This window comes from Variovorax sp. EL159 (assembly GCF_900100965.1).
Taxonomy (GTDB): domain Bacteria; phylum Pseudomonadota; class Gammaproteobacteria; order Burkholderiales; family Burkholderiaceae_C; genus Variovorax.
In genome coordinates this window covers 148754-174423 of the sequence record NZ_FMUJ01000001.1, presented here as the reverse complement: position 1 = coordinate 174423, position 25670 = coordinate 148754, and the positions used below count along the sequence as shown (strand labels likewise).

The window sequence follows — 25670 nt, the reverse complement described above, 5'->3', positions numbered from 1 at the left end:
AAAGCCCGCGTTCGTGAGAAGCGCGGGCTTTTTTGGGGAGCGAAGCGGCTGTCAGGCCGCTCTGGAGGAAGGATCAGCGGCTCGGCTTGAACGCGCGCTTTTGCGCGTCGCGGGGCACGAACACCTTGCCCGGGCCGCCATGGCCTGCGCCATTGCCGCGGGGCGCGAAGCCTTCACGCGGTGCGAAACCTTCGCGGGGAGCGAAGTCGCCGCGACCGCCGCTGCGCGGGGCGTTGTCACCCCAGCCCGGCTTGCGGCCGTAACCGCCGCCGCCTTCGTCGCGACCACCGCCGAAGCCGGCGTTGTGACCGCCGCCATGGCCGTGACCGCCACCGAAGCCACGCGGGCCGGCCGGTGCACCGGGGCCACGCGAGCCACGGTCATTGAAGCCGCTGGCACCTGCGTAGCCGCTGTTGCCGCCGCCGAAGCCGCCGGCATTGCCACCACGATGGCCGCCACCACCGAACTTGCGGTCGCGCGACTGGTTGTCACGACCGCCACCGCGGTACTCGCCCATCGGGGGACGCGATTGCGGCATGCGCTGTTGCGGCTCCAGGCCGGCAACCACTTCAGCCTTGAACTGCTGGCGGCTGTAGTGCTCGATGTCCATGATCTTGCGGCGATCGCGGAACTCGGCAAAGGTGATGGCCAGGCCGTCGCGGCCTGCACGGCCGGTGCGGCCGATGCGGTGGGTGTAGTCCTCGGCCTTCATCGGCAGGCCGAAGTTGAAGACGTGGGTGATGGTCGGCACGTCGATGCCGCGGGCGGCAACGTCGGTCGCCACCAGGATCTGCACCTGGCCTTGGCGCAGCGCCATCAGGCGGCGGTTGCGCAGGCCCTGGCTCAGGGCGCCGTGCAGCGCCACAGCGCTGAAGCCTTCTTGCTGCAGGTCGTTGGCAAGGCCGTCGCACTCGACTTGCGTGCTGGCGAACACGATCGCCTGGTTGATGCTGGTGTCGCGCAGCCAGTGGTCGAGCAGCTTGCGCTTGTGCTGGCTGTTGTCGGCCCAGTACAGCGATTGCTTGATGTTGGCGTGCTTTTCTTGCGGGCTGTCGATGGTGATGCGCTGCGGCTCGCGCATGACGCGCTGGGCCAGTTGCTGGATGCGCGGCGCGAAGGTGGCGCTGAACATCATCGTCTGCTGGCGCTCGATGGTGAGCTGGTTGACTTCAGCCAGATCGTCGGCAAAGCCGAGGTCGAGCATGCGGTCGGCTTCGTCGACCACCAGGAACTTGACCTGGTCGAGCTTGAGCTGTTGCGAGCGTTGCAGGTCGAGCAGGCGGCCGGGCGTGGCAACCACGAGGTCGGCGTTCTGCAGCTTGGCGATCTGCAGTTGGTAAGGCATGCCACCCACCACGTTGGCGATGCGCAGGCCGCGGCAATGGCGGACCAGTTCGATGGCGTCGTGCGCGACTTGCTGCGCGAGTTCGCGCGTCGGGCACAGGATCAGGGCGCCGGGGGTGGCGGCCTTGAAGTGACGGGCGTTGGTCGGGTCCTTGCGCTTCGGCTTCTTCGGTGCGGCTTCGCCGCGGGCAGCGGCTTCGGCGGCCAGGCGCTGGAATTCAGCCTTGGCTGCGGCGTCGGCTTCGGCCTGGCGCTTCAGGAGCGTGTGCAGCACGGGCAGCAGGAAGGCAGCGGTCTTGCCCGAACCGGTCTGGCTGGAGACCATCAGGTCGACAAAACGGGCCTTGCCGTCCTGGCCGGCGTCACCGCCCATGGCGATCGGGATCACCTTCTCTTGCACGGTGGTCGGCTGGGTGAAGCCCATGTCGGCCACGGCAGCGATCAGTTCGGGCGCAAGGCCGAGCTTGACGAAGCCGTTGGGCTGAGCGGGTTCTTCTTCGACCGCAGCGATCTCGGGGGCGGCTGCGTCGAGCACCTCGAGGATCGGCGCTTCGGACACAGTGTCCACGGCGGCGGTGAATTCGTTGTTGGTAGCGGATTGCACAGGCGCGAACTCGCCCTGCGCTTCAAAAGCGTCGGTCATGTAGATATCAATCTCAAACGCGAGCGCTGCCGTAGGCGGCGCCCCGTTGGTGGTTAAAAACATCAACCATCCAACGACATTCAGCTTCTGGCTAACGCCTGAGGCTGTGGCCCTTTTTGATCAGCGAATGCGATCGGGCGCGGTGTGCAAGATAGGGAGATGCGAGAGACGCTGGCCGGGTGTTCGAAACATGCACCGATCAGCGAAGCCTGCGATTATGGCACGGCTTCGGGTTTTTACCTAATCCCCTGTCAATCAGTCAGGCGCAGGAAGGTTTCGCGGTAATGGGCAAGCTCTTCGATGGACTCGTGCACGTCCGCCAGCGCGGTGTGCGCCTGCTGCTTCTTGAAGGCGCTGTAGGCCGTGGGTTTCCAGCGCTTGGCCAGTTCCTTGAGCGTGCTGACGTCCAGGTTGCGGTAGTGGAAGTACGCCTCCAGCTTGGGCATGAACTTGACCAGGAAGCGCCGGTCCTGGCCGATGGTATTGCCGCACATGGGCGAGCCGCTGCGGGGGATGTACTTGGCGATGAATTCGAGCAGTTGCTGCTCGGCGGCGGCTTCGTCGATGGTGGAAGCCTTGACCTTGTCGATCAGCCCGCTGCGGCCATGGGTGCCCTTGTTCCAGGCATCCATGCCGTCGAGCACGGCGTCGCTCTGGTGAATGACCAGCACGGGGCCGTCGATGCGGGGCGTGAGGTCGGGGCCGGTGACGACCACGGCAATTTCGAGCAGGCGCTCTTTCTCGGGGTCGAGGCCGCTCATTTCGCAGTCCAGCCAGACCAGGTTCTGGTCGCTTTTCTTCAGGGTGGGCGGGGCTGCGGGGGGTGTCGGGGCAAGGGATTCGGGCATCGCAGGATTGTCGCCGACGGCCCGCGGCCCCAGATACCGAGGGCTAAACTCCGCGCTCCATGTCCTATTCGCTCATCTTCACCATTGCCTTTGCGGTTGCGCTGGTTGCGGGCCTGCTCGTGAAGTTCTGGCTGGCTTCGCGGCAGGTGCGCCACGTGGCGCGGCACCGCGGCGCCGTGCCAGAGGCTTTCGCCCAGACCATCACGCTCGCCGCCCACCAGAAGGCGGCCGACTACACCATTGCGAAGGCGCGCTTCGGCCTCGTCGAGATGGCCTGGAGCGCCGCGCTGCTGCTGGGGTGGACGCTGCTCGGCGGCCTCGACCTGCTCAACAAGCTGCTGCTGGTGTGGATGGGTGGCGGCATGCTGCAGCAACTGGCGCTGCTGGCGGCTTTCGCGGCCATCGGCGGCTTGCTCGAACTCCCCTTCACGCTCTGGCAGACCTTCAGGCTCGAAGAACGCTTCGGCTTCAACAAGATGACCTGGAAGCTCTGGCTGGCCGACACCGTCAAGTCGACGCTGCTCGGCGCGCTGATCGGGCTGCCGATCGCGGCGCTGATCTTGTGGCTCATGGGTGCGGCCGGAACGCTCTGGTGGCTGTGGGCCTGGGGGGCGTGGATGGGCTTCAACCTGCTGTTGATGCTGATCTACCCGACCTTCATCGCCCCGCTCTTCAACAAGTTCAAGCCGCTCGACGACCCGACGCTGAAGGCGCGCGTGACGGCCCTGATGAAGCGTTGCGGCTTTGCTGCCAAGGGCCTGTTCGTGATGGACGGCAGCACGCGCAGCGCGCATGCCAATGCCTACTTCACCGGCTTCGGTGCCAGCAAGCGCGTGGTGTTCTACGACACGTTGCTGCGCCAGCTCAACGCAGGCGAAGTGGAAGCCGTGCTCGCGCACGAGCTCGGCCACTTCAAGCATCGCCACATCGTGAAGCGGCTGATTGCGATGTTCGCGCTGAGCCTCGCCGGCTTCGCACTGCTGGGCTGGGTCTCGACCCAGGTGTGGTTCTACACCGGCCTGGGCGTGCAGCCCAACATGGCCGCGCCCAACAGCGCGCTCGCGCTGCTGCTGTTCATGCTGGCCGTTCCCGTGTTCGGCTTCTTCATTGCGCCACTGCCGGCACGCCTGTCGCGCAAGCACGAGTTCGAGGCCGACGCCTATGCGGTGGCGCAGACCAGCGGCGCCGACCTTTCGGCCGCCCTGCTCAAGCTCTACCAGGACAACGCATCGACGCTCACGCCCGATCCGGTGTTCGTCAAGTTCTACTACTCCCATCCGCCCGCCTCCGAGCGCCTTGCGCGCATGACGGCGGCGTGAGTGATCGCATCAACCCTGTTTTGAAGAAGCCCACCATGAGCAGCATGTTCACGCCCAAAGACTGGAAGAGCCTTCCTGCCCGCAAGGCCCTGAGCGCCACCGAGATCGTCTCCGGCCTCGCCAAGCTCGATGGCTGGAAACTCAACGGCGACGGCACCAACGTCGCCATCGAGAAGACCTTCACCTTCGCCAATTACTTCGAGACCATCGCCTTCGTGAACGCCCTGGCCTTCGTGGCCCACACGCAAGACCATCACCCCGATCTGTCGGTGCACTACAACCGCTGCGTGGTGCGCTTCAACACGCACGACGTGGGCGGCCTGTCGGTCACCGACTTCGATTGCGCGCGGCAAGCCGACGCGCTGGTCGCCACTAGTTCCGCCGCATGACGGAACGCGCCCGTGGCTAAGCCGGCCCGCGCCGCTGCCTTTGCAGCCACCGCTGCGAAGACACTCCACGAGGGTCTCGTCGTTGCCAGCCATGGACGTCATTGCCTTGTCGAAACACCCGCCGGCGAGCGGCTGATCTGCCACCCGCGCGGCAAGAAAAGCCAGGCCGTGGTCGGCGACCGCGTACGCTGGCAGGCCACCGAAGACGAAGGCACCATCGAAGAAGTGCTGCCGCGCCGCAACCTCTTCTATCGGCAGGACGAGATCCGCACCAAGTCGTTTGCGGCCAACCTCGACCATGTGCTGATACTGATCGCGGCCGAGCCGGAGTTTTCCGAGCACCAGTTGGCGCGCGCGCTGATTGCCGCGGAGGCCGAGCGCATCACGCCGATCATCGCCCTCAACAAGAGCGATCTGGTCGAGCCTTTCGAGCGCGCATGGAACAAGCTGGCGCCCTATCGCCGCATGCACCACGGCGTGCTGCCGCTCTCGCTGAAGGCCTCGGGCGAGGCGGACTACGCATCGCTGATGAAGCTTCTTGCCGGCAAGTCCACCCTCGTGCTCGGCCCCTCCGGCTCTGGCAAGAGCACGCTGACCAACCTGCTGGTGCCAGGCGCGACCGTGCTGACCCAGGAAATTTCGCAGGCGCTGAATTCAGGCAAGCACACGACCACCAGCACCACCTGGTACTGGATCGACGAAGCCCGCACCACCGGCCTGATCGACTCGCCGGGCTTCCAGGAGTTCGGCCTGAACCACATCGAGCCGATGCAGCTTGCCGGGCTGATGCCCGACATCGCCGAGCACACGGGGGACTGCAAGTTCTACAACTGCACCCACCTGCACGAGCCGGGCTGCGGCGTGATCGCGAATGTGTCGTCGGCCACGGCGCCGGGCCCCATCAGCGCGAGCCGCTACAAAATCTACGGCGAGTTGTTCGCCGAGTTGAGCCAGAAGCGGTACTGAAGCAGGCGCTTCAGGCCAGCCAGATGCGGTACGACTTCCAGGTCGGGTCGAAGGCAAGGTCGAGCGTCACGGGCAATTCCGATTCGGCCTGAAGCGATTGCGCGTGGGCAATCGCCGCCTCCGGATGCGCGATATGGAAGTGGATGGTGCGAACGCCCTCTTCCAGCACGACGTGCGTGCAGCAACCATTTTCATGCGTCTGCAACAGCGCCGTGAGCCGGTCTTCGTAGACGCGCGCCTCGTCCAGTTCCTCGCCCGAGTCGACGGAAATGGCGGCCGACAGCCGATGCCCCAGGTCCGCGCGGCCGAGCAGCGCATTCGCGGCGTCGTTGCGCATCACGACCATCTCGATCTCGCTGCCGTCCTCGGCTTCGCGCGTGGCGGTCAGGCCGGACCAGGCATGCTCGCCGACCGGGAACACGCCGGTGTGGCCAAGATCGTCGCGCCAGCATGCATCGAACAGGCGCACGAAATCGTCGAGCGGCACGCCATCGAAATCCGCGTGCGCATCGGCCTCGACATGGTCGACCGGCCCGACCTTCACTGCGAAGTCGTACTCGCCCAGGATGTGGTCGAGCATGATCATGCTCATGTGGCGCGCGTGGTCCTGCATGTCCATCGGGATGGGCTTGGCGAAGCCGATCTCCAGCGCCACGAGCCCGCGATAGGGCTCGTGCTTCACGAGGACGTCCGTGGTGGCCAGCTCGAAATCGTTCATGCGCATGCTGAAGCCTTCGCGCATGCGCTGACGGAAAGCCTCCACCTCGAGCTGTGGCAACGCGGGCGCGCTCTGCACCAGCGCCATGAGCTCCTCGAAATCTTCTTCGGCGCCATGCGCCGTGAGCACGAGCTTGAAAGCCGGCGGATCACCCAGCACCTCGGCGGCGAGATTCGGAAAGAGCGGCTGCAGCAGCTCGTTCAGTGCGTTCACCAGTTCATGGCCGGACATGGCGCGCAGGCTGTCGAGCCGCTCGCTCAAGGCCTGCCAGAAGGCGGTGCGTGCGGCTGCGCGCGGATCGGTGTTGACGGTCGACATCGACAGTTCTTCCTATGTGTTTTCGGCCAGAATTTCCTGCAGCCGCTGCACAAGCACGCCGCACTGTTCGCGCGTGCCGATGCTGATGCGCAGGTACTGCGCGATGCGCGGCTGCTTGAAGTGCCGCACCAGCACCGCGCGCTCGCGCAGCAGCGCGGCCAGCTCAGCCGCATCGCGCCGGGGGTGGCGGGCAAACACGAAGTTGGCCTGCGAAGGCAGCACCTCGAAGCCCAGGTCTTCGAGCTGGAGGCTGAGGCCTTCTCGGGTGTCGGCGATCTTGTGGCAGGTGGCCTTGAACCACGCCTCGTCGTCGAGCGCCGCCGCGGCACCGGCCAGGGCCAGCCGGTCGAGCGGGTAGGAATTGAAGCTGTCCTTGACGCGCACCAGTGCATCAACGAGGTGCGACTGGCCGCAAGCGAAGCCGACCCGAAGGCCGGCCAACGCGCGCGACTTGGACAGGGTATGCACCACGAGCAGGTTCGGGTACTTGCCAATCAGCGGCAGCGCGCTTTCACCGCCGAAATCGACATAGGCCTCGTCGACCAGCACCACGCGATCGGGGCAAGCCTGGAGCAGTTGCTCGATGCGCGACAGCGGCAACCCGATGCCGGTGGGCGCATTCGGATTCGCGAGCACGATGCCCGCGCAGCCACGACGCGCACGCGCCGCGATGGCTTCCACGTCGATGCGCAGGCCTTCGTCGACCGGCAGCAACTCGCAGGCAATGCCGTAGAGCTGGGCATACACCTTGTAGAAGCTGTAGCTCACGTCAGGCATCAACACCGGCTCGGCCTGCTGGAAGAACGCGAAGAAGGCGTGCGCCAGCACTTCGTCCGAGCCATTGCCCGCGAAGACCTGATCGACCTGCAGGCTGTGCCGCCGGGCGACCGCTTCGCGCAGCGCGAGCGACGTGGGGTCGGGATAGCGCTCCAGGCCGTTCGCGGCCGCGCGCTGGATCGCTTCGACAGCGCTCGGCGACGGCGGATACGGGTTCTCGTTGGTATTGAGCTTGACGAGGTTCTCGATGCGCGGCTGCTCGCCGGGCACGTAGGGCTCGAGCGCGCCGATGCGCGGACTCCAGAAAACCGGCACGGCGGTGCGACTCATGGCGTTCCCTTGCTCGCTCAACCGAGCAGGCGGGCAAGGGTGAGCAAGGCCAGCAGCACCATCCACATCACGACCGATCGCCAGACCAGGCCGACCACGCTGCGCAGGTGGCCGGGCTCGGGCTCACGCCCTGGCGTACTGCCGCTGTCGGGCGGGCGCCCCTGCGCGACAGATTCACCGGCTTGCGCGCGCGACAACGGATCGAGCGTAGGGATGGGGCTGAGCGAGCCGCCGCCCAGTCGCACGTTCACCGCGCCGGAGGTGGCGGCCAGGATCACGCCATCGTTCTCGTTCGGGAAGCGTCGCGCGTCATTGCGCCAGCAATCGATCGCCTCCTCGAAGCTGCCGACCACCGCGAAGCCCAGGGCCGTAATGCGTGCGGGCAGCCAGTCGACAGCATGCCAGGCGCGGTCTGCAGCCTCCTGGACGGAAACGCTCGAAGGTTGCACCGCAGCGCCGTTCTTGTGCGCCCAGTAACGCGAGACGAACTCGCTCATGCGATAGAACACCGCGCCTGCCGGCCCGAGGCCGATGGCGGCTATCACCGAAAACCAGGCCAGCACCCCGAACACATGGCGGTGCGCGGCGATCACCGAATGCTCGATGACGTGGCGAACGATTTCACTGCGCGGCAGGTCGGCCGCATCGACGCCTTGCCAGTGCGCCAGTAGCGAACGCGCGAGCGGCTCGTCGCCTTCGTCGAGTGCATCGCGGATGTCGGTGAAGTGGTGGCTGAATTGCCGGAAGCCCAGCGTGACGTAAAGCACCGCAATGCTCCAGAGCACCGCGAACGGCAGCCCCAATGTGAGCACCAGCAGCCAGTGCACACCCAGCGCCAGGAGGGTGGGCAAAAACACGGCGAGCCCCCAGGCGATCCATCCGTGATGCGGCTTGCCCGCGTCGAAATTGCGGCTGGTCCAGCGTGTCCACGCCAGAACGCTGCCGTACACGGGGTTGCGCGGGCCCAGTGGCCGCACCTGCTCGATCAGCAGCGCGCACAGGATGGCAAAAAAGCTCATCCGTCGATGATAGCGAGAGCGCCTGAAGATTCAGGCCAAATTCAAGCCGGACTCAGGCGGCCAGGAAGCGATAGAGATTGCGCAGCATGCCGGCCGTCGCGCCCCAGACGAAACGCTCGTCAGGTCCGTCCTGGTAAGGCATCGAATACCACTCGCGCTTGCGGCCATCGACGGCGCTCACGGTATGCCGGCGGTGGTTGGCGGGGTCCATCAACCAGGCCAGCGGCACCTCGAAGGCTTGCGCCACTTCGTAAGGGTTGATGGTGAGTTCGAAGTCGGGCTGCACCAGTGCGACCACCGGCGTCACGATGAACGAAGTCACCGTCGTGTAGGTGGGAAGGCTCCCCAGCACTTCGATGAACTGGGCTGAGAGCCCCACCTCTTCCCAGGCCTCGCGCAATGCGGCGGCTGCGATGTTGGCGTCTTCGGGATCGACACGCCCCCCAGGGAACGCAACCTGCCCCGAATGGTTCGACAGGTGCGTGGTGCGCTCGGTCAGCAGCACGGTCGCGCCTTGCGGGCGCTGCACGATCGGCACCAGCACGGCGGCCTGCGCGGGTGCGCGGTCGACCATCCGCGGTTCGCGGCGCAACTCGGGCGTCCACGCGGGAGGGGCGCTGAAACGCGCCCGCAACGCCTGCGCCGTCAACTGCGCGGGCGACACCGCCGGCAAACCATCGCTGCCATCCACGAAGGGCGCCTCGCGCGGATCGAACTGCAGCAGCGTGGGCGGGACCACGGCATTGACGGGTTCGAGGGGCACGGGTTGCATGGGAACGGAAGTGGTGGTCAAGAGATGCGTTGGCCGGTAGCGGGGTAGGTGAAGTAGAGCGTAAAAAGGTGACGCTGTCTTTTTGTGCGGAGCACCAACGCAAAAAGCCGCCAGAGCGGCGGCTTTTTGCACGACAGGAAGCAGCTTACTTGGCAGCAGCCGTCGACTTGCTCGGCAGCTTTTCCTTGATGCGTGCCGAACGGCCGCTGCGATCGCGCAGGTAGTACAACTTGGCGCGGCGCACATCGCCGCGACGCTTGACTTCGATACCGGCGATCAGCGGGCTGTAGGTCTGGAACGTACGCTCCACGCCTTCGCCGCTGGAGATCTTGCGCACGGTGAAGCCGCTGTTGAGGCCACGGTTGCGCTTGGCGATCACGACGCCTTCGTAGGCCTGCACGCGCTTGCGGGTGCCTTCGACGACGTTCACGCTGACGATGACCGTGTCACCAGGCATGAAATCGGGGATGGTCTTGCCGAGACGGGCGATTTCTTCCTGCTCGAGGGTTTCAATGAGGTTCATGATTTCCTGATATTCGATCGTGTCGGGCTACACAAAAGGCGCCATTGGCTTCCATCAGATGACCGGTGAAAAGGCCTGGCGCGGCCGGGCAGAGGATCGGGGAGCCCGGGATTATAGCTTTTTTTTGAGCGCCGCCTCATCGGCCTTGCCCAGGCGGCCGGCAGCGCGGGCCGCATCGATCAGATCGGGGCGCCGCGCGGCCGTCATGGCCAGGCGCTGGTCACGCCGCCAACGTTCGATCTGCGCGTGATGCCCCGAGAGAAGCGGCGCCGGAACGCCCTGCCCGTTCCATTGCTCGGGCCGCGTGTAGTGCGGGCAATCGAGCAGGCCGTCGAGGGCGGGGTTGAAGCTGTCCTGCACATGGCTGGCCTCGTCGCCCAGCACGCCGGGCTGCAAGCGCGCGACGGCATCGAGCAATGCCATGGCCGCGATCTCGCCGCCTGAAAGAACGAAGTCGCCGAGGCTGATCTGATGGGTGACGCGCGCGTCGATGAAGCGCTGGTCGATGCCCTCGTAGCGGCCGCAGACCAGCACCGCGCCCTCGCTGGCCGACCAGCGTTCGACCGCTTCGTGCCGCAGCGCCTCGCCGATGGGCGAGAACAGCACGACCGGCGCCTCCGCCCCGCGTGCGGCCAGCGCCGCATCGAGGCTGGCGGCGAGCGGCTCGGCCATCATCACCATGCCAGGGCCGCCGCCAAAGGGACGATCGTCCACCCGCTTGTAGTTGCCTTGCGCGAAATCGCGCGGATTCCAGAACACGACCTCGACCTGCTTCGATTCGTAGGCACGGCGCGTCACGCCGCTGGCCATGAAAGGCGCGAACAGTTCGGGAAAGAGCGTGAGGACGTCGAAGCGCATGCGCGCGAGCCCTCGATCAGAAATCGGGTTGCCAGTCGACCGTGATGAGCCGGCCGGGCAGGTCGACCTTGTCGACGAAGACCGAGACGAAAGGCACCATGCGCTCAATGGCCTTGCCGTCTTCTTCGGCCGTCAGCACCAGCGTGGTCTGGGGGCCGGTGGCGAGCAGTTCACGCACCGTACCGAGCGTCACGCCTTCGCGGTTGACGACCGACAGGCCGATCAGGTCGACCCAGTAGTACTCATCGTCGCTTGCCGTCGGGAAACTCGAGCGCGGCACGAAGATGCGCGCGCCGCGCAGGGCCTCGGCCGCGTTGCGGTCGGGCACGTCCTCGGACGAGGCGACGATGCAGTCGGAATGTTCTTTAGCTTCGCGGATCGCGAGCCGGAAAGCGGTGTTTGCAGAGGCTCCGGGAGCCTGCAGAAACCAGCGCTTGGAAGAAAAAAGCGCCTCGGGCTGGGCGCTGTGGGGCAGGACCTTGAACCAGCCCTTGATACCCCATGCATCGGCAATGCGGCCCACCTCGATCGCATCCGCCGGCAATTCGGCGGCTTCGAGTGCAGGCAACATCACCGTGCCGGCGGCTTAGGCTGCCGCCTTGGGTGCTGCGGCTGCAGCTTGCTTGATCAGGCGCAGGACCGTGGGCGAGGCTTGGGCGCCAACGCTCTTCCAGTAGGTCAGGCGGTCCTGGGCAATGCGGATGCTTTCTTCGTTTTCCTTGGCGGTCGGGTTGTAGAAGCCCAGGCGCTCGATGAAACGGCCATCGCGGCGAACGCGCTTGTCCGACACGACGATGTTGAAGAACGGACGGCCTTTGGAGCCGCCGCGGGAGAGTCGAATGACGACCATGATTTATCCTTGGGTGGTCAGCGAGCCAGTTGGATGAGAAAGAGGCCCGCTCACAATGTTCTTCCAGCGTCGAGACACGCGACATGGCCACCCGGCCAGCGACACGCTGAAAAGCCTGCGATTATAGCCCGCTCCGCGTTTTCTCCGAATTTTCGGCTCCGCGCCGTCTCTTTTCCACCGCATGACCCTCACCATCCGCCCCAGCCGTGACGACGACGTCGCGGCCATCACGGCCATTTACGCCCACCATGTGCTGCACGGCACGGGCACCTTCGAGACCGAGCCGCCCTCCGCCGCCGACATGGCCGCGCGCCGTGCCGACGTGCTCGGCAAGAACCTGCCCTACCTGGTCGCGGAAGAAAATGGCGAAGTGCTGGGGTTTGCCTACTGCAACTGGTTCAAGCCGCGCCCGGCCTATCGTTTTTCGGCCGAAGACTCGATCTACATGTCGGAGTCAGCACGCGGCAAGGGTCTGGGTGCCAAGCTGCTGGCATCGCTCTCGCAGGCGGCCGAAGCCGTCGGCGTTCGCAAGCTGATCGCGGTGATCGGCGATTCCGCCAACGCCGGCTCCGTCGGCGTTCACCGCAGCCAGGGCTTCACCCATGTGGGCGTGCTCAAGGACTGCGGCTGGAAGTTCGGCGAATGGCGCGATGTGGTCCTGATGGAAAAGGTGCTCGGCGAAGGCAGCACGACAAAACCCGAATGAAAAGCAAAACTACCGCCGCGTGGCTCTCTTTCCTCGGCGGCCCGCTGGGGCTGCACCGCTTCTACCTGCGCGGCATGGGCGACTGGCTCGGCTGGCTGCTGCCCATTCCCACGGCGCTGGGCATCTACGGCATCGAGCGCGTGCACATGTACGGCGTGGACGACGGCCTGAGCTGGGCGCTGATCCCCATGCTGGGTTTCACCATCGCGGGCTGCGCGCTGATGGCCATCATCTATGGCCTCATGACGCCCGAGAAATGGAATGCCCGCTTCAACCCCAGCGCATCGACCGACGCCGAACCCGGCCGCACGAACTGGTTCACGATCGGCGCCGTGGTGCTTGCACTGTTCTTCGGCAGCACGATCCTGATGGCCAGCATCGTGTTCAGCTTCCAGCGCTACTTCGAGCACCAGATCGAAGAGGGTCGGAAAATTTCCCAGTAGTCCGAGGCCGGCCTACACAAGGCCGTGGTCGAGCAGGAACCGCCGGCGCCCCTGCACGAACAGCGGCCGCCCCCGGTTCACCATCTCGCGCACGATCTTCGAGCGCATCTCGCTTTCGACGTCCTGCAGGATCATTTCGCAATCGTGCTCGAAGTAGATGTCGCGCGCGATCAGGTCCTTCTTGACGATCGGGCAGCGCATCAGCGTGCGGAAGAGCCCGAATCCGAGGTGGATCTGGCTGCCCTGCGTCACCTCCATCATGATCCGGTCGACCAGCGCGCGACGCGCCAGCGCCTCCGCCACCTTGAACGCCTGGTCGTCGGCGGGAGCTGGAGGAGAAGGAGGAGGCGTCTGCGCCTGCTGGGCCAGTTGCGCCCGCCTCGCCCGATAGCTCGCCAGCGTCGGCGTGCCCGAGGCCGTGACGACGGGCGCGGCAGGCTCGGCCGATGCAGCAACCACGGCCGCCCTGGCCTGACTGGAAACCGACAAAGGCTCGACCAACCGCAGCGCAGCCATCGACTGCGCCATCAACCCGTCCAGCGGTTGCAGCCGGAACGCCGGCCGCATGACCTGGGTCACGGCAATCAGCCCCCGGAGATCGAGTGCATTCAGCTGGTGCACGAGCTTCTCGGCGCCGTATATGACATCGATGCTGTAGCCGCGCTGCTTGATGCAGGCGGACCAGCCCACCTCGCCGCGCAGGATCGCATGGGGACGCAGGTCGTAGGGCCGATACCGCTGCCAGAACCGCACGACATCGGGGTCCGAGAAGACCGCGCCCGACACCGCCAGCGCATAAGAGCCGACATGGTGGGACTTCTCATGGTTCTCGAAGGTGCCGGTCACGTCGAAACGCCTCTGGCACAGCGCGCTGACCATGTCGTCAAGTTCCTTGCCCTTGAGGAAGAAGAGGCTGTCGTTCAGGTAGAGCATCCGCCCCGGCTTCAGCCCCTGCTTGCCGAGGTACAAGGTGGCCGCCCTGTACGCCCCCATGTCCCGCCCCACATTCCTGCGGACCAGCACCCGGTGCGCGCTGCGCAGCAACAACGCGCGCGAGTCCGCGTCGAGCCGGCCGTTGCAAACCACGATGGCATTGACCGCGCCAGCCTCCAGTGACTGCAACAGATCGAGGAAATCAGGCGTCAGGCCGAACTTGGCGTACTTGACGACGATGGCATAGGCATCGCCCTGCGCCGGACGGTGCGATTCGTCCGAAATAAAGACCGGCCGACGCTCGCGGAGGACCAGGGGCCATTGCCGGATCTTGGCTGTCACGCAGTAGAGGTGATAGACGAGGCGGGTCGCCATCGCGCGGAGCATCCTGAGCAGTCCTCTCACAGAGCTCCCCCTTCGGTCATCGTCGGTTAACATTTGTTTCACATTTTATCGCCCTGTCGCCAGCGCGCCGGCCGCTGCCTCCCATCCGGCGCCCTCTTCCAGACCCGCCACCCCATGGATTTCCGCAGCCACATCCGTCAGACCACGTCCAAGACGGACAAGGGCATCGAGATCGGCGCCTCCTATTCGCCGATCCTTCCCAAATCGGAGGGCTACGACGTGTTCGTGATCGATCACGCCGACCAGGACCAGCTGCGCGCCAAGTACGAAGCCATCGGCGTCGACACCCGCAAGATCGAAGCTGTCGACGCCATCGACGACGGAGGGGAGTTCACGCAGCTGCTCGAGGAAGGCGATTCCTTCGACTTCATCCTCGCCAGCCACGTGTTCGAGCACTTGCCCGACCCGATCCACTTCCTGCAGCGCTGCGAACGCGCGCTTGGCGAGACAGGCAGGCTGGTCCTGCTGATTCCCGATCGACGGTTCACCTTCGACTACCTGCGCCCGGTCAGCACGACCGGGCAGCTGCTGCGCGCCTACCTGAGCGAACAGCGCCGCCACGACGCCGGGGCGCTGTACGACCACTACGCATCCAATGCAGCGCGCGACGGCGTGCAGGTCTGGGGCGACGACGGCGGCGGCCACATCGCCTTCGCCAGCACACCGCTCGATGGCTACGCGAACGCCGTGAAAAAGGACGCCGACTACATCGACTGCCACGCCTGGGTGTTCACGCCCGCGAGCATGCGATTGATCCTTGCCGACCTGCGCACCATGGGCTTGATCTCGATGGGCGAGGCCTTCTTCCACGAGAGCGTGGGCTGCGAATTCATGATCGCGCTGTCGCGCAGCGGCACCGGGCCGGTCCCCGAGCGGAGTGCGCTTGCGCGCGAAGCCCTCCTCGAAGCAGCGCGCGGCGGCGTGCATGCGGCAGTGCCCGCCGTCGCAGCTTCCACGCCCCTCGACGTGGGGCTCGGCTATGTTGAGGAGATGCCTCACCCGCAGCATGCCGTCGACCTGTTCAAGGGAAGATGGGTTTCGGCTTTTCCAGCCGATTCGAGGCTGCAGGCCGGCAGCGCGGTCTTGCACGACGACATCCGCCTGAAATGGCTGGTGGAGATGACGGCCGGCGTGGAGGGCCTCGACGTGCTCGAGCTCGGGCCGCTCGAGGCAGGCCATACCAGGTTCCTGCTCGACGCGGGCGCCCGATCGGTGCTGGCGATCGAGGCCAACAAGGAGGCCTACCTGCGCTGCCTGGTCGCCAAGGAAGTCATGGGGCTGCGCGACGCGCGCTTCCTGCTCGGCGATTTCTGCGCCTTTCTCGAGTCCGACGCGCGCCGGTGGCCGCTGATCGTGGCAAGCGGCGTGCTGTATCACATGGCCGATCCGTTGCGGCTGCTCGAACTGCTGGCCGCCCGAACCGACACGCTGTTCCTGTGGACACACGTCGTCGACGCCGAGGCCATGCCGGCAGACGACCCGCGCCGCGCCGCGATCACCGGCACGCTCGAGAAACACTGGCGCGACGAGACGGTGCGGCTGCACAGGCGCCCCTACGGCCCTGTCACGGACGTCCACTTCTGCGGTAGCGCCGCCGCCGAACCGCTGTGGATGGAGCGTGCAGACCTGCTTCTCGTGCTCGGCATGCTGGGCTTCGATCGCATCGACATCCAGCACGAGGAACCCGGCCACGCGGCGGGGCCTGCGCTGTCGATCCTGGCGCGTCGGACGGCGGTTCAGAAGGGGTAGACGTCCTCGGCGATGTCGTCCATCTCGACCAGCCAGTCGAGCCTGATCTCGTCGATCTTGCGAAAGGGCACGCAGGACATCAGCGCCACGCTCGCCACGTCGTCCTGGTCTCCCAGCGCATGGCCGGCGAGGTGCACGGCCTCATGGAAGAACGAATAGCGCTCCACACCACGCACGCGACACCGTCGCTGCCGCAAGGGCCGGCTCAGAACAGCTGCATGCTGATCCAGTAAGCAATCGCGGCCACGAAGGCCGAGGCGGGAATCGTGAAGATCCACGCCCAGACGATGTTGCCCGCCACGCCCCAACGCACTGCGCTGGCGCGCTGCACGGAACCCACGCCGACGATGGCGCCCGTGATGGTGTGCGTGGTCGACACCGGAATGCCCAGCGCCGTCGCCAGGAACAGCGTCAGCGCGCCGCCCGTTTCCGCGCAGAAGCCGCCCACGGGCTTCAGCTTGGTGATCTTCTGCCCCATCGTCTTCACGATGCGCCAGCCACCGAACATGGTGCCCAGTGCAATCGCGGTGTAGCAGCTCACGATCACCCAGTTCGGCGGCGTCGCATCGCTCGCAGACGCATAGCCCGTGGCGATCAGCAGCATCCAGATGATGCCGATGGTCTTCTGTGCGTCGTTGCCGCCGTGGCCCAGGCTGTAGGCGCCGGCCGAAACCAGCTGCAGCCGCCGGAACCACCGGTCGACGCGCGAAGGCGTGGCACGGCGGAAGCCCCAGGCCACCAGGACCATCATCATCGAGCCCAGCAGGAAGCCCAGCAGCGGCGACACGAAGATGAAGGCCACCGTCTTCCAGATGCCCGAGGCCACCAGGCCGCCGGTGCCAGTCTTGGCGATGACCGCCCCCACGATGCCGCCGATCAGCGCATGCGAAGAGCTGCTCGGAATGCCGTAGTACCAGGTCACGAGGTTCCAGCTGATCGCGCCGATGAGCGCGCCGAACACCACGTGCACATCGACCACACCGGGCTGAGCGATGCCCTTGCCCACCGTGGCGGCCACGCTCAGATGGAAGATGAAGATCGCGATCAGGTTGAAGAATGCCGCGAACACCACGGCCTGCCCGGGCTTGAGAACGCCGGTGGACACCACCGTCGCGATCGAATTGGCGGCGTCGTGGAACCCGTTCATGAAGTCGAACAGGATCGCGAGCACGACCAGCACTATCACCACCCAGAGGGCGACCTGAACCGTTGCCATCGGTTGCTACCCGCTCAGGAGTTCTCGAGGACGATGCCCTCGATCACATTGGCCACGTCTTCGCACTTGTCGGTGATCGTTTCGAGCAATTCGTAGATTGCCTTGAGCTTGATCACCTCGCGCACATCGGGCTCCTCGCGGAACAGCTTGCTCATGGCGCTTCGCATCACGCGGTCGGCATCCGATTCGAGGCGGTCGATTTCCTCGCAGGTCTTGAGGGTGGCTTCGGCCACCGCCGGGTCGGCGATCTTGCCCAGGAACTTGACGGCGTCCTTCAGGCGATCGCAGCACTTCACGCTCAGGGCCGTGAGGCGCACGATCTCGTCGGTCATGTGGCGCACGTCGTACAGCGCCATGGTCTCGGCCGAGTCCTGGATCAGGTCGGCCACGTCGTCCATCGTGTTGATGAGCTTGTGGATCTGCTCGCGGTCGATGGGCGTGATGAAGGTCTTGTGGATCAGCCGGTTGACGTCGTGCGTGACACGATCGGCCGCGCGCTCGGCGTTGTCGACGTCGCGGTTGTACTGCTCGCGCAGGTGCACGTCGCTGTAGTTGGCGACCAGTTGCTCGAACGCCCTGGCCGCCTCCACGATGCGCTCGGCGTGCTGGTTGAACATCTCGAAGAAATTGCCCTCGCGGGGCAGCAGCTTGCCGAACATGGAAACTCCTGGGGGTGCGCCAATCACAATTTCATGACGCCTTCATGAAAAAACCGGCGAAGTTTAACGGGCGCGCGGGCCCAACCCCGCCCGACCGGCTTTTCGGAACCACCAGAGCGCCCGAAATTCAGGCGGGCAAGCGCAACACCGGCAGATGCCAGCCAGCGCAAATCCCGCCCATGCGAAGCGTCACGATCAGCAGCACGACCGCATGAAGGTCCAGGATGTGCGGCACGCCGACGGCCGCCTGCAGCGCTAGACGATGCGCTTGACCACCTGGCCAGTGACGCGCGCCAACGCCGCGCGCGGCACCTTGTCGGGTGCGATTTCAGCGAGCGGCTTCAGCACGAAGGCGCGCTCGCGCATGCGGGGGTGCGGCAGGGTCAACGTGGGGGTGTCGATCACCGAATTGCCGTGCATCAGCAGGTCGAGGTCGAGCGTGCGCGGCGCATTGGGGAAAGGCCGCTCGCGGCCCGCCAGCGTTTCGAGGCGCTGCAATGCCACGAGAAACTGCTCGGCATCCAGGCCGGTGCGCACGGCCACCACGGCATTGATGAAATCGGGGCCTTCGGCATCCACCGGTTCGCTGCGATAGAGCGACGAACGGGCCGTCACCTGCGTGCGCTGCAGCGCGCCGATGGCTGCCATGGCGGCCTTCACGGACGCCTCGGCATCGCCCAGGTTGGCGCCAATGGCCACGAAGGCCTGCACGGTCGGGTAGTCCTCACGAGGGCCGCGCGGACGACGCACCGGGGCGCTGGCAGGCGCACGGCGCGCGGGGGGACCGCTTCTGGCACCGGCCGACGGTGGCTTGGCGCCGCTCGTGCGCGACGGTGCGGGCTTGGCCTTGCCGGCTCCGACGGTCTTGGCCGCAGGGCTCTTCTTGTTGCCGCTCTTCGGCTGGTCGGACGCGCTCATTCGCCCGCGGCGCTGCCGCCGCCCTCACCGCCACCACCTGCGGAACGCGGTTTGCGACGGCGACGGCGCTTGCGCGGCGCGGCAGCTTCGCCATCGGGCGGCACGGCAACGGCTTCGACTTCGTCGTCCGACTCGGCCTCTTCGTTGCGGCGCGCGGCCGGCTCACTGCTGCGGGGCTTCGGCGCCGGGGTCTCGCGCACCCGCACGCGCTGGCGCACCTTCTGCTCTTCGCGCACCTGCTCCAGCAGGTCCTGGCGGCGCAGGTCGTCGGCGGTGCTGAACTCCTGCCACCACTCGGCAATCGCCTCGCTGACCTCACCCACGTCTGCGCGCAGGCGCATGAAGTCGAAGGCCGCACGAAAACGCGCCTGTTCGACCAGGCTGTAGGGCGTGGAGCCGGTGCGCTTGTCGAAGCGCGGCTGCATCATCCAGATCTCGCGCATGTCGGCGGCGAGCTTGCCGCGGCCCGACACGTCGCCGATGCGGGCATTGAACACGTCGTCGATGGCGTCCTGCAGCGCCGGGAACGGCGCCTGCGGGCGCTGGCCGCGCTGGCCTTCCTGACGCTGGGCCCAGCCGTCGCGCACGTCGGCCCACAGCACGCAGGCCAACAGGAAGCTGGGCGCCACCGGCTTGCCTTCGCCGACGCGGCGGTCGGTGTCCTGCAGGGCGGCCTTCACGAAGGGCTGGTCGGCACGCTCGACCACCACGTCGAGCAGCGGGTAGATGCCCTTGGCCAGCCCGAGCTTGTTCAGTTGCTCGACCGTGGCAATCGCATGGCCGGTCTGCAGCAGCTTGAGCATTTCGTCGAACAGGCGGCTTTGCGGCACGTCGGCCAGCAGCTTGCTCGACTCGACCAGCGGCGCCGCCGTCTTGGCTTCCATCTTGAAGCCGAGGGCCGCGAGCTTGGCCGAGAAGCGGATGGCGCGAATGACGCGCACCGGGTCTTCGCGGTAGCGCGTGGCCGGGTCGCCGATCATGCGCAGGGTGAGTTTCTGCGCGTCCTTGATGCCGTTGTGATAGTCGACCACGACCTGGTTGGCCGGGTCGTAGTACATGGCGTTGACGGTGAAGTCGCGGCGCGCCGCGTCTTCTTCCTGCGGGCCCCAGACGTTGTCGCGCAGCACGCGGCCGCTGGCGTCCACGGCGTGCTTCATGCTGGCCAGCTCGCCCTTGCTGGTGCGCTCGTTGCCCGCCACCTGCTCGGCGGCGGCGTTGTCCATGTAGGCGCGGAAGGTCGAGACCTCGATCACCTCATGCTCGCGCCCCCGGCCGTACACCACGTGCACGATACGAAAACGGCGCCCGATGATGAAGGCGCGGCGAAACAGCGACTTGACCTGCTCGGGCGTGGCATTGGTGGCCACGTCGAAATCCTTGGGGCGCAACCCCAGCAGCAGGTCGCGCACCGCGCCGCCGACCACGTAGGCCTCGTAGCCCGCCTGCTGCAGCGTGGTCACCACGTTCTTCGCACGTTCGTCGACCAGGGCCGGATCGATCTTGTGAACCTCTGCCGGCACCTCCTGGCGCTTGCCGAAGCGGCTCTTGCCCTGTGCGCTGCCGGCGGTCTTGCCGAGCAGCTTGTCGATGAATTTCTTGATCATTGTTGGTTGAAAGCCTTGTTCGCTCTTTTTATTCGTTCTCGAGCATGGAGCGGATCAGCGGAATGGTGATCGCGCGTTGCGTCTGCAGGGCATAGCCGTCGAGCTGCGTGAGCAGCTCCATCAGGCTGCCCAGGTCGCGGCTGAAGCGGTGCAGCATGTAGTCGAGCACGTCGTCGGACAGCATCACGCCGCGCGCATCGGCGGCCTGGCGCAACACCGCGCGGCGTTCGCTTTCGCTCAGCACCTGCAGATGGAAGACGTGCCCCCAGCCGAGCCGGGTGCGCAGGTCTTCGCGCAGCGGCAGGTCGGCCGGCGGCAGCGCGCCCGCGCCGACCACGCCGCGCTGCAGCGTCTGGGCGTTGACGAACCAGTTGAAGGCCGCGTGCTGCTGCACGGCAGTGTAGAGGTGGACGTCGTCGAGCAGGACGGCGCCCCAGCGCTCGTCGAACTCGGGCGGCTCCAGCAGGCCGGCGTGGAGCCAGCCCACGCTGGCGCCCTGCTCGCGCAGTGCGACACGCACCGATTCGAGCAGATGGGTCTTGCCACTGCCGCTTTCGCCCCAAAGATAGGTTGGCACCGGCGAGTGCAGCACAGGGCTGCCGGCGCTGCCCGCCCACAGTTGCAGGTGGCTCAGCGCGGCCTCGTTGGGGCCGGCAAAAAAGGCGTCGAAGCTGGGGCCCGTCGCAATGCCGATATCGAGCGCGAGCTGTTTCATCCCGGGAAGGTTCATGGAGGGGGCCGCGAGGGCCCTTAAAATCGTGAGGAATTCTATCGGCCCGGCCGCCTCGGTTACCGGCGCCTCCCCTTCGCCCTCTGTTCGCCCCCTTCTCGACCTCGACCGCCCATGACTTCCTCCACGCCCACCCCGCTCAGCTACAAGGATGCAGGTGTCGACATCGATGCTGGCGACGCCCTGATCGACCGCATCAAGCCCCTTGCAAAGAAGACCCTGCGCGAAGGCGTGCTGGCCGGCATCGGCGGTTTCGGCGCCCTGTTCGAAGTGCCCAAGCGCTACAAGGAGCCGGTGCTGGTGAGCGGCACCGACGGCGTGGGCACCAAGCTCAAGCTGGCTTTCGAATGGAACATGCACGACACCGTCGGCATCGACCTGGTGGCCATGAGCGTCAACGACGTGCTGGTGCAAGGTGCCGAGCCCCTCTTCTTCCTCGACTACTTCGCCTGCGGCAAGCTGGACGTGGACACCGCCGCGGCGGTCATTGGCGGCATCGCCCGCGGCTGCGAGCTTTCGGGCTGCGCGCTGATCGGCGGTGAAACCGCTGAAATGCCCGGCATGTACCCGGCCGGCGAATACGACCTGGCGGGCTTTGCGGTCGGCGCGGTCGAAAAATCGAAGATCCTCACGGGCCAGAGCGTCAAGCCCGGCGACGTGGTGCTGGGCCTGGCCTCGGCCGGCGTGCATTCCAACGGCTTCAGCCTGGTGCGCAAGGTGATCGAGCGCGCAGGCGCCGACCTGCCCGCCACGCTCGACGGCAAGCCCTTCCGCGAAGCCGTGATGGAGCCCACCCACCTGTACGTCAAGCCCGTGCTCGAAGCGCTGGCCAAGCACCCGATCAAGGCACTGGCCCACATCACCGGCGGCGGCCTGCTCGAAAACATCCCGCGCGTGCTGCCCGAAGGCACCGCCGCCCACCTCAAGAAGGGCAGCTGGCCGCAGACCGAGCTGTTCGCCTGGCTGCAGAAGGTGGCTGGCATCGACGACGTCGAGATGAACCGCACCTTCAACAACGGCATCGGCATGGTCGTGGTCATTGACGCGGCCGAAGCCGCCGCCTGCGCCGCCACCCTGCGCGCCGCCGGTGAAACGGTGCACGAAATCGGCGTGATCGCCGCGCGCGGCGAAGGCGCCGCGGTGGTCGTCGGCTGACCGCCGGCTGCTCCGTCCATTTTCCTGAGCAGAGCACCCGCACCCCGGATGGCCAAGAAGCCGCAACAACCCTCCACGACGGCCGTTTCCGCGGCTTCCACGGCCCCCATCCCCCGCGTGACAGCCTCGCGCGGCGTGATGATCGCAAGCTACCTGCTGATGCTGGGGACGCTGCTGCTGGTGATGTGGGAACACCTGCTGCCGGGCCTGCTGTGCGTCTGCATCGGCTTCCTGGCCACCCGCTGGTTCGCGCGCGTGCTGACCAGCGGCCTCAAGCGCGTTCCGCCGCTCGCCAAGCACGCCGAGGGCTGGGCCGGCGTGCTGGCCGTCATCCTCGTGCTGCTCGGCCCGATCGCGCTGGTCACGCTGCTGCTGTCGCAGGCCCGCGAATACATCGTCGATGCGCCCGACCAGTACCGCGAACTGCTCGACTACACGGCCCGCACCATCCTCGAATTGCGCTCCAAGCTGCCGGGCGAGATCGCGGCGTACCTGCCCGAGGGCGCGGCCGAGATCCAGCGCGTGATCGCCAACTACCTGCGCGCGCAGGCCGGTTCGCTGGCCATGGCCGGGCGGGCCTGGCTGCACGGGCTGCTCTTTTCCTATGTGGGCCTGATCGTCGGCAGCCTTGCCGCCGTCGCGCAAGCCCCGCTGCGCCGCAAGCCGTTGGCCGAACAACTGCACCAGCGCGTGGAAACCTTCGGCGAGGCCTTCGGCCAGATCGTGGCAGCCCAGTTCTGGATCGCGGCCTTCAACACGCTGCTCACGGCCATCTTTCTGCTCTTCATCATGCCGATGTGGGGCGCGCACCTGCCGTACACGCCGGCGCTCATCACGCTGACCTTCCTGGCCGGGCTGGTGCCGATCGTGGGCAACCTGGTGTGTAACTCGGTCATCACGCTGGTGGGCCTGTCGGTGTCGCCGGTCACGGCGCTGGCCTGCCTGATCTTCCTGATCGTGATCCACAAGGCCGAGTACGTGATCAACGCCAAGGTGGTGGGCGCGCGCACGCAGATGAGCGTGTGGGAGCTGCTGGCCGTGATGTTCGTGGCCGAGGCGGTGTTCGGCCCGGCCGGGCTGGTGGCGGCGCCGCTGTACTACGCGTACCTGAAGAAAGAGCTGCAGGCGGCGGCGCTGGTCTGAAAGGGCCACGGCCGTCAGGGCTTCGTCCCGATGGCTTGATGGCCCGATGTCCTGATCTGATCGATTCTGGTCCGCTCCCGAACGGACCCTCGGGCTGGCAACGCACAAGAATAGGCGCCATCATCCATTCCGCCCTTGCGAGCCACCGCCATGAAAACCTGTCTGATTGTGATTGACGCCCAGGCGTCGTTTCGCCAGCGCCCCTATTGGGACGAACGCCAGGCCGCCCCCTACCTCGCCGCGCAGAACGCGCTCATCACAGGCTGCGTCGCCGCCGGCACGCCGATCGTGCGGATCTTCCATGTCGACGAACCAGCCGACGCGAGCAATCCCTTCGCGGTCGAATCGGGCCACATCCGGCCCATCGAGGGCCTGGCCGATTTCGAGGCCACGGCCACCTTCACCAAGCACCGGCACAGCGCGCTGGTCAACAGCGGGCTCGACATCTGGCTCACGCAGAACGGCATCGGCCGGCTGATCGTGAGCGGCATCCGCACCGAGCAGTGCTGTGAAACCACCACGCGCCATGCCTCGGACCTGGGTTGGGAGGTCGACTACGTGACCGACGCCACCCTCACCTTCGACATGACCCAGCCCGATGGCCAGCCGCTGGCCGCCGCCGACATCAAGGCGCGCACCGCCGCCGTGCTGCATGGCCGGTTCGCGACGGTCTGCAGCGTGGCGCAGGCGCTGGAACGCGCCGGCGCGAGGGCCAGCGCATGAGCCTGCGCGTGCTGATCCTGGCCTACGACGGCGTCGAGGCGCTCGACTTTGCCGGTCCCTTCGAGGTGTTCACCACCGCCAGCCGCGTCAGCCAGCGGATGCAACCCGGCACGGCCGCACCGTTCGAGGTGGCCTCGGTCGCACAGGCATCGCCCGTGCAGGCGCGCGCCGGCCTTCGCCTGCTGGCCGACCACACACTCGAAGACAGCCCGAAAGCCGACGTGCTGATCGTTCCCGGTGGCGTGGTCGACGTGCCGATGGCCTGCCCCGACACCTTGCGCTGGATCGCGAAGAGCGCAGCCGGCGCACAGCTCGTGGCATCGGTCTGCACCGGCGCCTTCCTGCTCGCGAAAAGCGGCGTGGTCACCCGCGAAGCGGTCACCACGCACTGGGAAGACATCGCCGACCTGCGCGCGCAGTTTCCACGGCTCGACGTGCGCGAAGGCGTGCGCTGGGTCGACAGCGGCCGCGTCGTCAGCTCGGCCGGCATCAGCGCGGGCATCGACATGAGCCTGCACCTGGTCGAACGCCTTGCCGGGCGCGAACTGGCCGAGCGCACCGCACGCCAGATGGACTACGCATGGACCCGCAACAACAACAGCAACAACAGCCCATCCGCGTAGTCTTCGCGCTCCTACCCGGCAGCCTGGTGCTCGACTGGGCCGGGCCAGCCGAGGCGCTGCGCATCGCCAACCAGCGGCTGCGCGCCGTGGGCCAGCCCGAGCGCTTCGCGATCGAGTTTGCGAGCCCCCGGCCCGATTCACTCAGCTCGGTCGGCGTCGCGCTCGCCGGGCTGGCGTCGCTGCCCACGCAGTGGGACGGCCCCGCCTGGGTGGTGCTGGTCGGCCTGCCCGGGAACAGCATCGCCATCGACAACCCCGAAGCACAAGACCTGTTGCACTGGCTGCGCGGCCTGCGCTTCGAACGCCATCGGCTGGAGCTGGTGACGATCTGCGCCGGTGCCGTGCTCGCGGCCCATGCCGGCGCGCTTGCGGGCCGGCGCGCCACCACGCACCACCATCACCTGGACGAACTGCGCACGGTGGAGCCGCGCTGCGACGTGGTGGCCAACCGCGTCTTCGTGATCGACCCGCCGCTCTACAGCAGCGCGGGCGTCACGACCGGCATCGACCTCGTGCTGCACCGCATCGGCGAGATTTGCGGCGAAGCCCTCGCGGCCCAGGTGGCGCAGACCATGGTGGTGGCGTTGCGGCGCGGCCCGCAAGACCCGGAGCTGTCGCCCTTTCTCGCCTACCGCAACCACTTGCATGCCGCGCTGCACCGGGTGCAGGACGCGGTCAGCGAACAGCCCCAGGCCGAGTGGAGCGTGCCGCGCATGGCGGAGGTGGCGCACACCTCGGCGCGGCATCTCACGCGCCTGTTCGTCGAGCATGCGGGCGTGGCGCCGCTGGCATACCTGCGTCGGCTGCGGCTGGCGGCCGCGCAACTGGCGCTGGCCTCGGGCGCGAACGTCACGCGGGCGGCGGAGCTGTCGGGCTTCGGCTCCGACACACAGTTGCGTCGCGCGTGGCACCAGTTCGGCTTGCCGGGGTCGCCGTCCGAGGCGAATTCGCCGCTGAAAACCTGACGGGTGTCAGGGACGCGCCCAGGG

28 protein-coding genes are annotated in these 25670 nt (G+C 66.7%); 11 read left to right on the top strand and 17 right to left on the bottom strand.

All coding sequences use genetic code 11. The annotated features are described in order from the left end of the window. Positions 1-73: 73 nt before the first annotated feature. Positions 74-1987 carry a DEAD/DEAH box helicase gene (locus BLQ28_RS00810; protein ID WP_176800975.1) on the bottom strand — a complete coding sequence of 638 codons (1914 nt, stop codon included), beginning with the start codon at positions 1985-1987 and terminating at the stop codon, positions 74-76. Positions 1988-2238: 251 nt separating this feature from the next. Beyond that, positions 2239-2835, bottom strand: a complete 597-nt coding sequence (gene orn, locus BLQ28_RS00805; RefSeq protein ID WP_093236670.1) for an oligoribonuclease — start codon at positions 2833-2835, stop codon at positions 2239-2241. Between the two features lie 59 nt (positions 2836-2894). On the opposite strand from orn, the gene BLQ28_RS00800 reads away from it, so the two are divergent. Genes BLQ28_RS00800 through rsgA form a run of 3 tightly spaced genes read left to right on the top strand, consistent with a single transcriptional unit; the run spans position 2895 to position 5509 of the window. Next, positions 2895-4154, top strand: coding sequence for a M48 family metallopeptidase (locus BLQ28_RS00800; RefSeq protein WP_093236669.1), 1260 nt, complete (start codon positions 2895-2897; stop codon positions 4152-4154). A gap of 35 nt (positions 4155-4189) precedes the next feature. Beyond that, positions 4190-4543 carry a 4a-hydroxytetrahydrobiopterin dehydratase gene (locus BLQ28_RS00795; RefSeq protein ID WP_093237634.1) on the top strand — a complete coding sequence of 118 codons (354 nt, stop codon included), beginning with the start codon at positions 4190-4192 and terminating at the stop codon, positions 4541-4543. A gap of 12 nt (positions 4544-4555) precedes the next feature. Continuing rightward, on the top strand, positions 4556-5509 hold the full coding sequence (gene rsgA, locus BLQ28_RS00790) for a ribosome small subunit-dependent GTPase A (protein WP_093236668.1): 954 nt from the start codon (positions 4556-4558) through the stop codon (positions 5507-5509). 10 nt (positions 5510-5519) lie between these two features. On the opposite strand, the gene BLQ28_RS00785 is transcribed toward rsgA, so the two are convergent. The 8 genes from BLQ28_RS00785 to rpsP form a co-directional block, all read right to left on the bottom strand. Continuing rightward, positions 5520-6545: a DUF695 domain-containing protein gene (locus BLQ28_RS00785; protein WP_093236667.1), complete on the bottom strand. Its 1026-nt coding sequence runs from the start codon at positions 6543-6545 to the stop codon at positions 5520-5522. Positions 6546-6557: 12 nt separating this feature from the next. After that, positions 6558-7652, bottom strand: coding sequence for a histidinol-phosphate transaminase (hisC, locus tag BLQ28_RS00780; RefSeq protein WP_093236666.1), 1095 nt, complete (start codon positions 7650-7652; stop codon positions 6558-6560). Between the two features lie 17 nt (positions 7653-7669). Further along, complete coding sequence (locus BLQ28_RS00775; protein ID WP_093236665.1) at positions 7670-8671, bottom strand: CobD/CbiB family protein; 1002 nt, start codon at positions 8669-8671, stop codon at positions 7670-7672. A 52-nt stretch (positions 8672-8723) separates the two neighbouring features. Beyond that, a complete protein-coding gene (locus BLQ28_RS00770; protein WP_093236664.1) occupies positions 8724-9443 on the bottom strand; it encodes a CoA pyrophosphatase in 720 nt (239 codons plus the stop codon). Positions 9444-9588: 145 nt separating this feature from the next. Beyond that, the gene (gene rplS / locus BLQ28_RS00765; protein WP_093236663.1) at positions 9589-9966 is read right to left on the bottom strand and encodes a 50S ribosomal protein L19; all 378 of its coding nucleotides are present in this window, start codon (positions 9964-9966) and stop codon (positions 9589-9591) included. Between the two features lie 111 nt (positions 9967-10077). Further along, complete coding sequence (gene trmD / locus BLQ28_RS00760; protein ID WP_093236662.1) at positions 10078-10824, bottom strand: tRNA (guanosine(37)-N1)-methyltransferase TrmD; 747 nt, start codon at positions 10822-10824, stop codon at positions 10078-10080. A gap of 16 nt (positions 10825-10840) precedes the next feature. Further along, the gene (gene rimM, locus BLQ28_RS00755) at positions 10841-11395 is read right to left on the bottom strand and encodes a ribosome maturation factor RimM (protein WP_093236661.1); all 555 of its coding nucleotides are present in this window, start codon (positions 11393-11395) and stop codon (positions 10841-10843) included. Between the two features lie 15 nt (positions 11396-11410). After that, the gene (gene rpsP, locus BLQ28_RS00750) at positions 11411-11674 is read right to left on the bottom strand and encodes a 30S ribosomal protein S16 (protein ID WP_013540078.1); all 264 of its coding nucleotides are present in this window, start codon (positions 11672-11674) and stop codon (positions 11411-11413) included. Positions 11675-11855: 181 nt separating this feature from the next. Between rpsP and BLQ28_RS00745 the strand changes: the two genes are divergently transcribed. Then, positions 11856-12380: a GNAT family N-acetyltransferase gene (locus BLQ28_RS00745; RefSeq protein ID WP_093236660.1), complete on the top strand. Its 525-nt coding sequence runs from the start codon at positions 11856-11858 to the stop codon at positions 12378-12380. Continuing rightward, positions 12377-12823: an NINE protein gene (locus BLQ28_RS00740; protein ID WP_093236659.1), complete on the top strand. Its 447-nt coding sequence runs from the start codon at positions 12377-12379 to the stop codon at positions 12821-12823. Before BLQ28_RS00745 ends, BLQ28_RS00740 begins: the two co-directional genes overlap by 4 nt. Before the next feature lie 12 nt (positions 12824-12835). Here BLQ28_RS00740 and BLQ28_RS00735 read toward each other — a convergent pair whose 3' ends face one another. After that, on the bottom strand, positions 12836-14131 hold the full coding sequence (locus BLQ28_RS00735; protein ID WP_176800974.1) for a rhamnan synthesis F family protein: 1296 nt from the start codon (positions 14129-14131) through the stop codon (positions 12836-12838). Between the two features lie 144 nt (positions 14132-14275). Here BLQ28_RS00735 and BLQ28_RS00730 point away from each other — a divergent pair, with 144 nt between their 5' ends. Then, positions 14276-15910 (top strand): methyltransferase domain-containing protein, encoded by a 1635-nt coding sequence (locus BLQ28_RS00730; RefSeq protein ID WP_093236657.1) that lies wholly within the window; start codon positions 14276-14278, stop codon positions 15908-15910. Here BLQ28_RS00730 and BLQ28_RS00725 read toward each other — a convergent pair. The 6 genes from BLQ28_RS00725 to hda all read right to left on the bottom strand — a co-directional run bounded on the left by BLQ28_RS00725 (position 15898) and on the right by hda (position 21022). Beyond that, a complete protein-coding gene (locus BLQ28_RS00725) occupies positions 15898-16086 on the bottom strand; it encodes a hypothetical protein (RefSeq protein WP_143012394.1) in 189 nt (62 codons plus the stop codon). The genes BLQ28_RS00730 and BLQ28_RS00725 overlap by 13 nt on opposite strands. Positions 16087-16115: 29 nt before the next feature. Further along, positions 16116-17126 (bottom strand): inorganic phosphate transporter, encoded by a 1011-nt coding sequence (locus tag BLQ28_RS00720; RefSeq protein WP_093236655.1) that lies wholly within the window; start codon positions 17124-17126, stop codon positions 16116-16118. 14 nt (positions 17127-17140) lie between these two features. Then, a complete protein-coding gene (locus BLQ28_RS00715) occupies positions 17141-17785 on the bottom strand; it encodes a DUF47 domain-containing protein (protein ID WP_012746613.1) in 645 nt (214 codons plus the stop codon). Positions 17786-18040: 255 nt separating this feature from the next. Beyond that, entirely contained in the window at positions 18041-18703 is a 663-nt protein-coding gene (gene folK / locus BLQ28_RS00710; RefSeq protein ID WP_093236654.1) for a 2-amino-4-hydroxy-6-hydroxymethyldihydropteridine diphosphokinase, read from the bottom strand. Beyond that, complete coding sequence (gene pcnB, locus BLQ28_RS00705) at positions 18700-20307, bottom strand: polynucleotide adenylyltransferase PcnB (RefSeq protein WP_093236653.1); 1608 nt, start codon at positions 20305-20307, stop codon at positions 18700-18702. Before pcnB ends, folK begins: the two co-directional genes overlap by 4 nt. A 28-nt stretch (positions 20308-20335) precedes the next feature. After that, a complete protein-coding gene (hda, locus tag BLQ28_RS00700) occupies positions 20336-21022 on the bottom strand; it encodes a DnaA regulatory inactivator Hda (protein ID WP_256327128.1) in 687 nt (228 codons plus the stop codon). Positions 21023-21151: 129 nt separating this feature from the next. On the opposite strand from hda, the gene purM reads away from it, so the two are divergent. The 5 genes from purM to BLQ28_RS00675 all read left to right on the top strand — a co-directional run bounded on the left by purM (position 21152) and on the right by BLQ28_RS00675 (position 25646). After that, positions 21152-22192 (top strand): phosphoribosylformylglycinamidine cyclo-ligase, encoded by a 1041-nt coding sequence (gene purM, locus BLQ28_RS00695; RefSeq protein ID WP_093236651.1) that lies wholly within the window; start codon positions 21152-21154, stop codon positions 22190-22192. A gap of 48 nt (positions 22193-22240) precedes the next feature. Further along, entirely contained in the window at positions 22241-23335 is a 1095-nt protein-coding gene (locus BLQ28_RS00690; RefSeq protein WP_093236650.1) for an AI-2E family transporter, read from the top strand. Positions 23336-23485: 150 nt separating this feature from the next. After that, positions 23486-24058, top strand: coding sequence for a cysteine hydrolase family protein (locus BLQ28_RS00685; RefSeq protein WP_093236649.1), 573 nt, complete (start codon positions 23486-23488; stop codon positions 24056-24058). Beyond that, positions 24055-24681 (top strand): DJ-1/PfpI family protein, encoded by a 627-nt coding sequence (locus tag BLQ28_RS00680; RefSeq protein ID WP_093236648.1) that lies wholly within the window; start codon positions 24055-24057, stop codon positions 24679-24681. The genes BLQ28_RS00685 and BLQ28_RS00680 overlap by 4 nt, the downstream gene beginning before the upstream one ends. Further along, on the top strand, positions 24639-25646 hold the full coding sequence (locus BLQ28_RS00675) for a GlxA family transcriptional regulator (protein ID WP_093236647.1): 1008 nt from the start codon (positions 24639-24641) through the stop codon (positions 25644-25646). The genes BLQ28_RS00680 and BLQ28_RS00675 overlap by 43 nt, the downstream gene beginning before the upstream one ends. Positions 25647-25670: the final 24 nt, after the last annotated feature.

Excerpts from the sequence above, each read along its gene's own strand:
- BLQ28_RS00810 (WP_176800975.1), bottom strand. The coding sequence starts at position 1,987 with ATGACCGACGCTTTTGAAGCGCAGGGCGAGTTCGCGCCTGTGCAATCC.
- orn (WP_093236670.1), bottom strand. The coding sequence starts at position 2,835 with ATGCCCGAATCCCTTGCCCCGACACCCCCCGCAGCCCCGCCCACCCTG.
- BLQ28_RS00800 (WP_093236669.1), top strand. The coding sequence starts at position 2,895 with ATGTCCTATTCGCTCATCTTCACCATTGCCTTTGCGGTTGCGCTGGTT.
- BLQ28_RS00795 (WP_093237634.1), top strand. The coding sequence starts at position 4,190 with ATGAGCAGCATGTTCACGCCCAAAGACTGGAAGAGCCTTCCTGCCCGC.
- BLQ28_RS00785 (WP_093236667.1), bottom strand. The coding sequence starts at position 6,545 with ATGTCGACCGTCAACACCGATCCGCGCGCAGCCGCACGCACCGCCTTC.
- hisC (WP_093236666.1), bottom strand. The coding sequence starts at position 7,652 with ATGAGTCGCACCGCCGTGCCGGTTTTCTGGAGTCCGCGCATCGGCGCG.
- BLQ28_RS00775 (WP_093236665.1), bottom strand. The coding sequence starts at position 8,671 with ATGAGCTTTTTTGCCATCCTGTGCGCGCTGCTGATCGAGCAGGTGCGG.
- BLQ28_RS00770 (WP_093236664.1), bottom strand. The coding sequence starts at position 9,443 with ATGCAACCCGTGCCCCTCGAACCCGTCAATGCCGTGGTCCCGCCCACG.
- rplS (WP_093236663.1), bottom strand. The coding sequence starts at position 9,966 with ATGAACCTCATTGAAACCCTCGAGCAGGAAGAAATCGCCCGTCTCGGC.
- trmD (WP_093236662.1), bottom strand. The coding sequence starts at position 10,824 with ATGCGCTTCGACGTCCTCACGCTCTTTCCCGAACTGTTCGCGCCTTTC.
- rimM (WP_093236661.1), bottom strand. The coding sequence starts at position 11,395 with ATGTTGCCTGCACTCGAAGCCGCCGAATTGCCGGCGGATGCGATCGAG.
- rpsP (WP_013540078.1), bottom strand. The coding sequence starts at position 11,674 with ATGGTCGTCATTCGACTCTCCCGCGGCGGCTCCAAAGGCCGTCCGTTC.
- BLQ28_RS00745 (WP_093236660.1), top strand. The coding sequence starts at position 11,856 with ATGACCCTCACCATCCGCCCCAGCCGTGACGACGACGTCGCGGCCATC.
- BLQ28_RS00740 (WP_093236659.1), top strand. The coding sequence starts at position 12,377 with ATGAAAAGCAAAACTACCGCCGCGTGGCTCTCTTTCCTCGGCGGCCCG.
- BLQ28_RS00735 (WP_176800974.1), bottom strand. The coding sequence starts at position 14,131 with ATGGCGACCCGCCTCGTCTATCACCTCTACTGCGTGACAGCCAAGATC.
- BLQ28_RS00730 (WP_093236657.1), top strand. The coding sequence starts at position 14,276 with ATGGATTTCCGCAGCCACATCCGTCAGACCACGTCCAAGACGGACAAG.
- BLQ28_RS00720 (WP_093236655.1), bottom strand. The coding sequence starts at position 17,126 with ATGGCAACGGTTCAGGTCGCCCTCTGGGTGGTGATAGTGCTGGTCGTG.
- BLQ28_RS00715 (WP_012746613.1), bottom strand. The coding sequence starts at position 17,785 with ATGTTCGGCAAGCTGCTGCCCCGCGAGGGCAATTTCTTCGAGATGTTC.
- folK (WP_093236654.1), bottom strand. The coding sequence starts at position 18,703 with ATGAGCGCGTCCGACCAGCCGAAGAGCGGCAACAAGAAGAGCCCTGCG.
- pcnB (WP_093236653.1), bottom strand. The coding sequence starts at position 20,307 with ATGATCAAGAAATTCATCGACAAGCTGCTCGGCAAGACCGCCGGCAGC.
- hda (WP_256327128.1), bottom strand. The coding sequence starts at position 21,022 with ATGAAACAGCTCGCGCTCGATATCGGCATTGCGACGGGCCCCAGCTTC.
- purM (WP_093236651.1), top strand. The coding sequence starts at position 21,152 with ATGACTTCCTCCACGCCCACCCCGCTCAGCTACAAGGATGCAGGTGTC.
- BLQ28_RS00690 (WP_093236650.1), top strand. The coding sequence starts at position 22,241 with ATGGCCAAGAAGCCGCAACAACCCTCCACGACGGCCGTTTCCGCGGCT.
- BLQ28_RS00685 (WP_093236649.1), top strand. The coding sequence starts at position 23,486 with ATGAAAACCTGTCTGATTGTGATTGACGCCCAGGCGTCGTTTCGCCAG.
- BLQ28_RS00680 (WP_093236648.1), top strand. The coding sequence starts at position 24,055 with ATGAGCCTGCGCGTGCTGATCCTGGCCTACGACGGCGTCGAGGCGCTC.
- BLQ28_RS00675 (WP_093236647.1), top strand. The coding sequence starts at position 24,639 with ATGGACCCGCAACAACAACAGCAACAACAGCCCATCCGCGTAGTCTTC.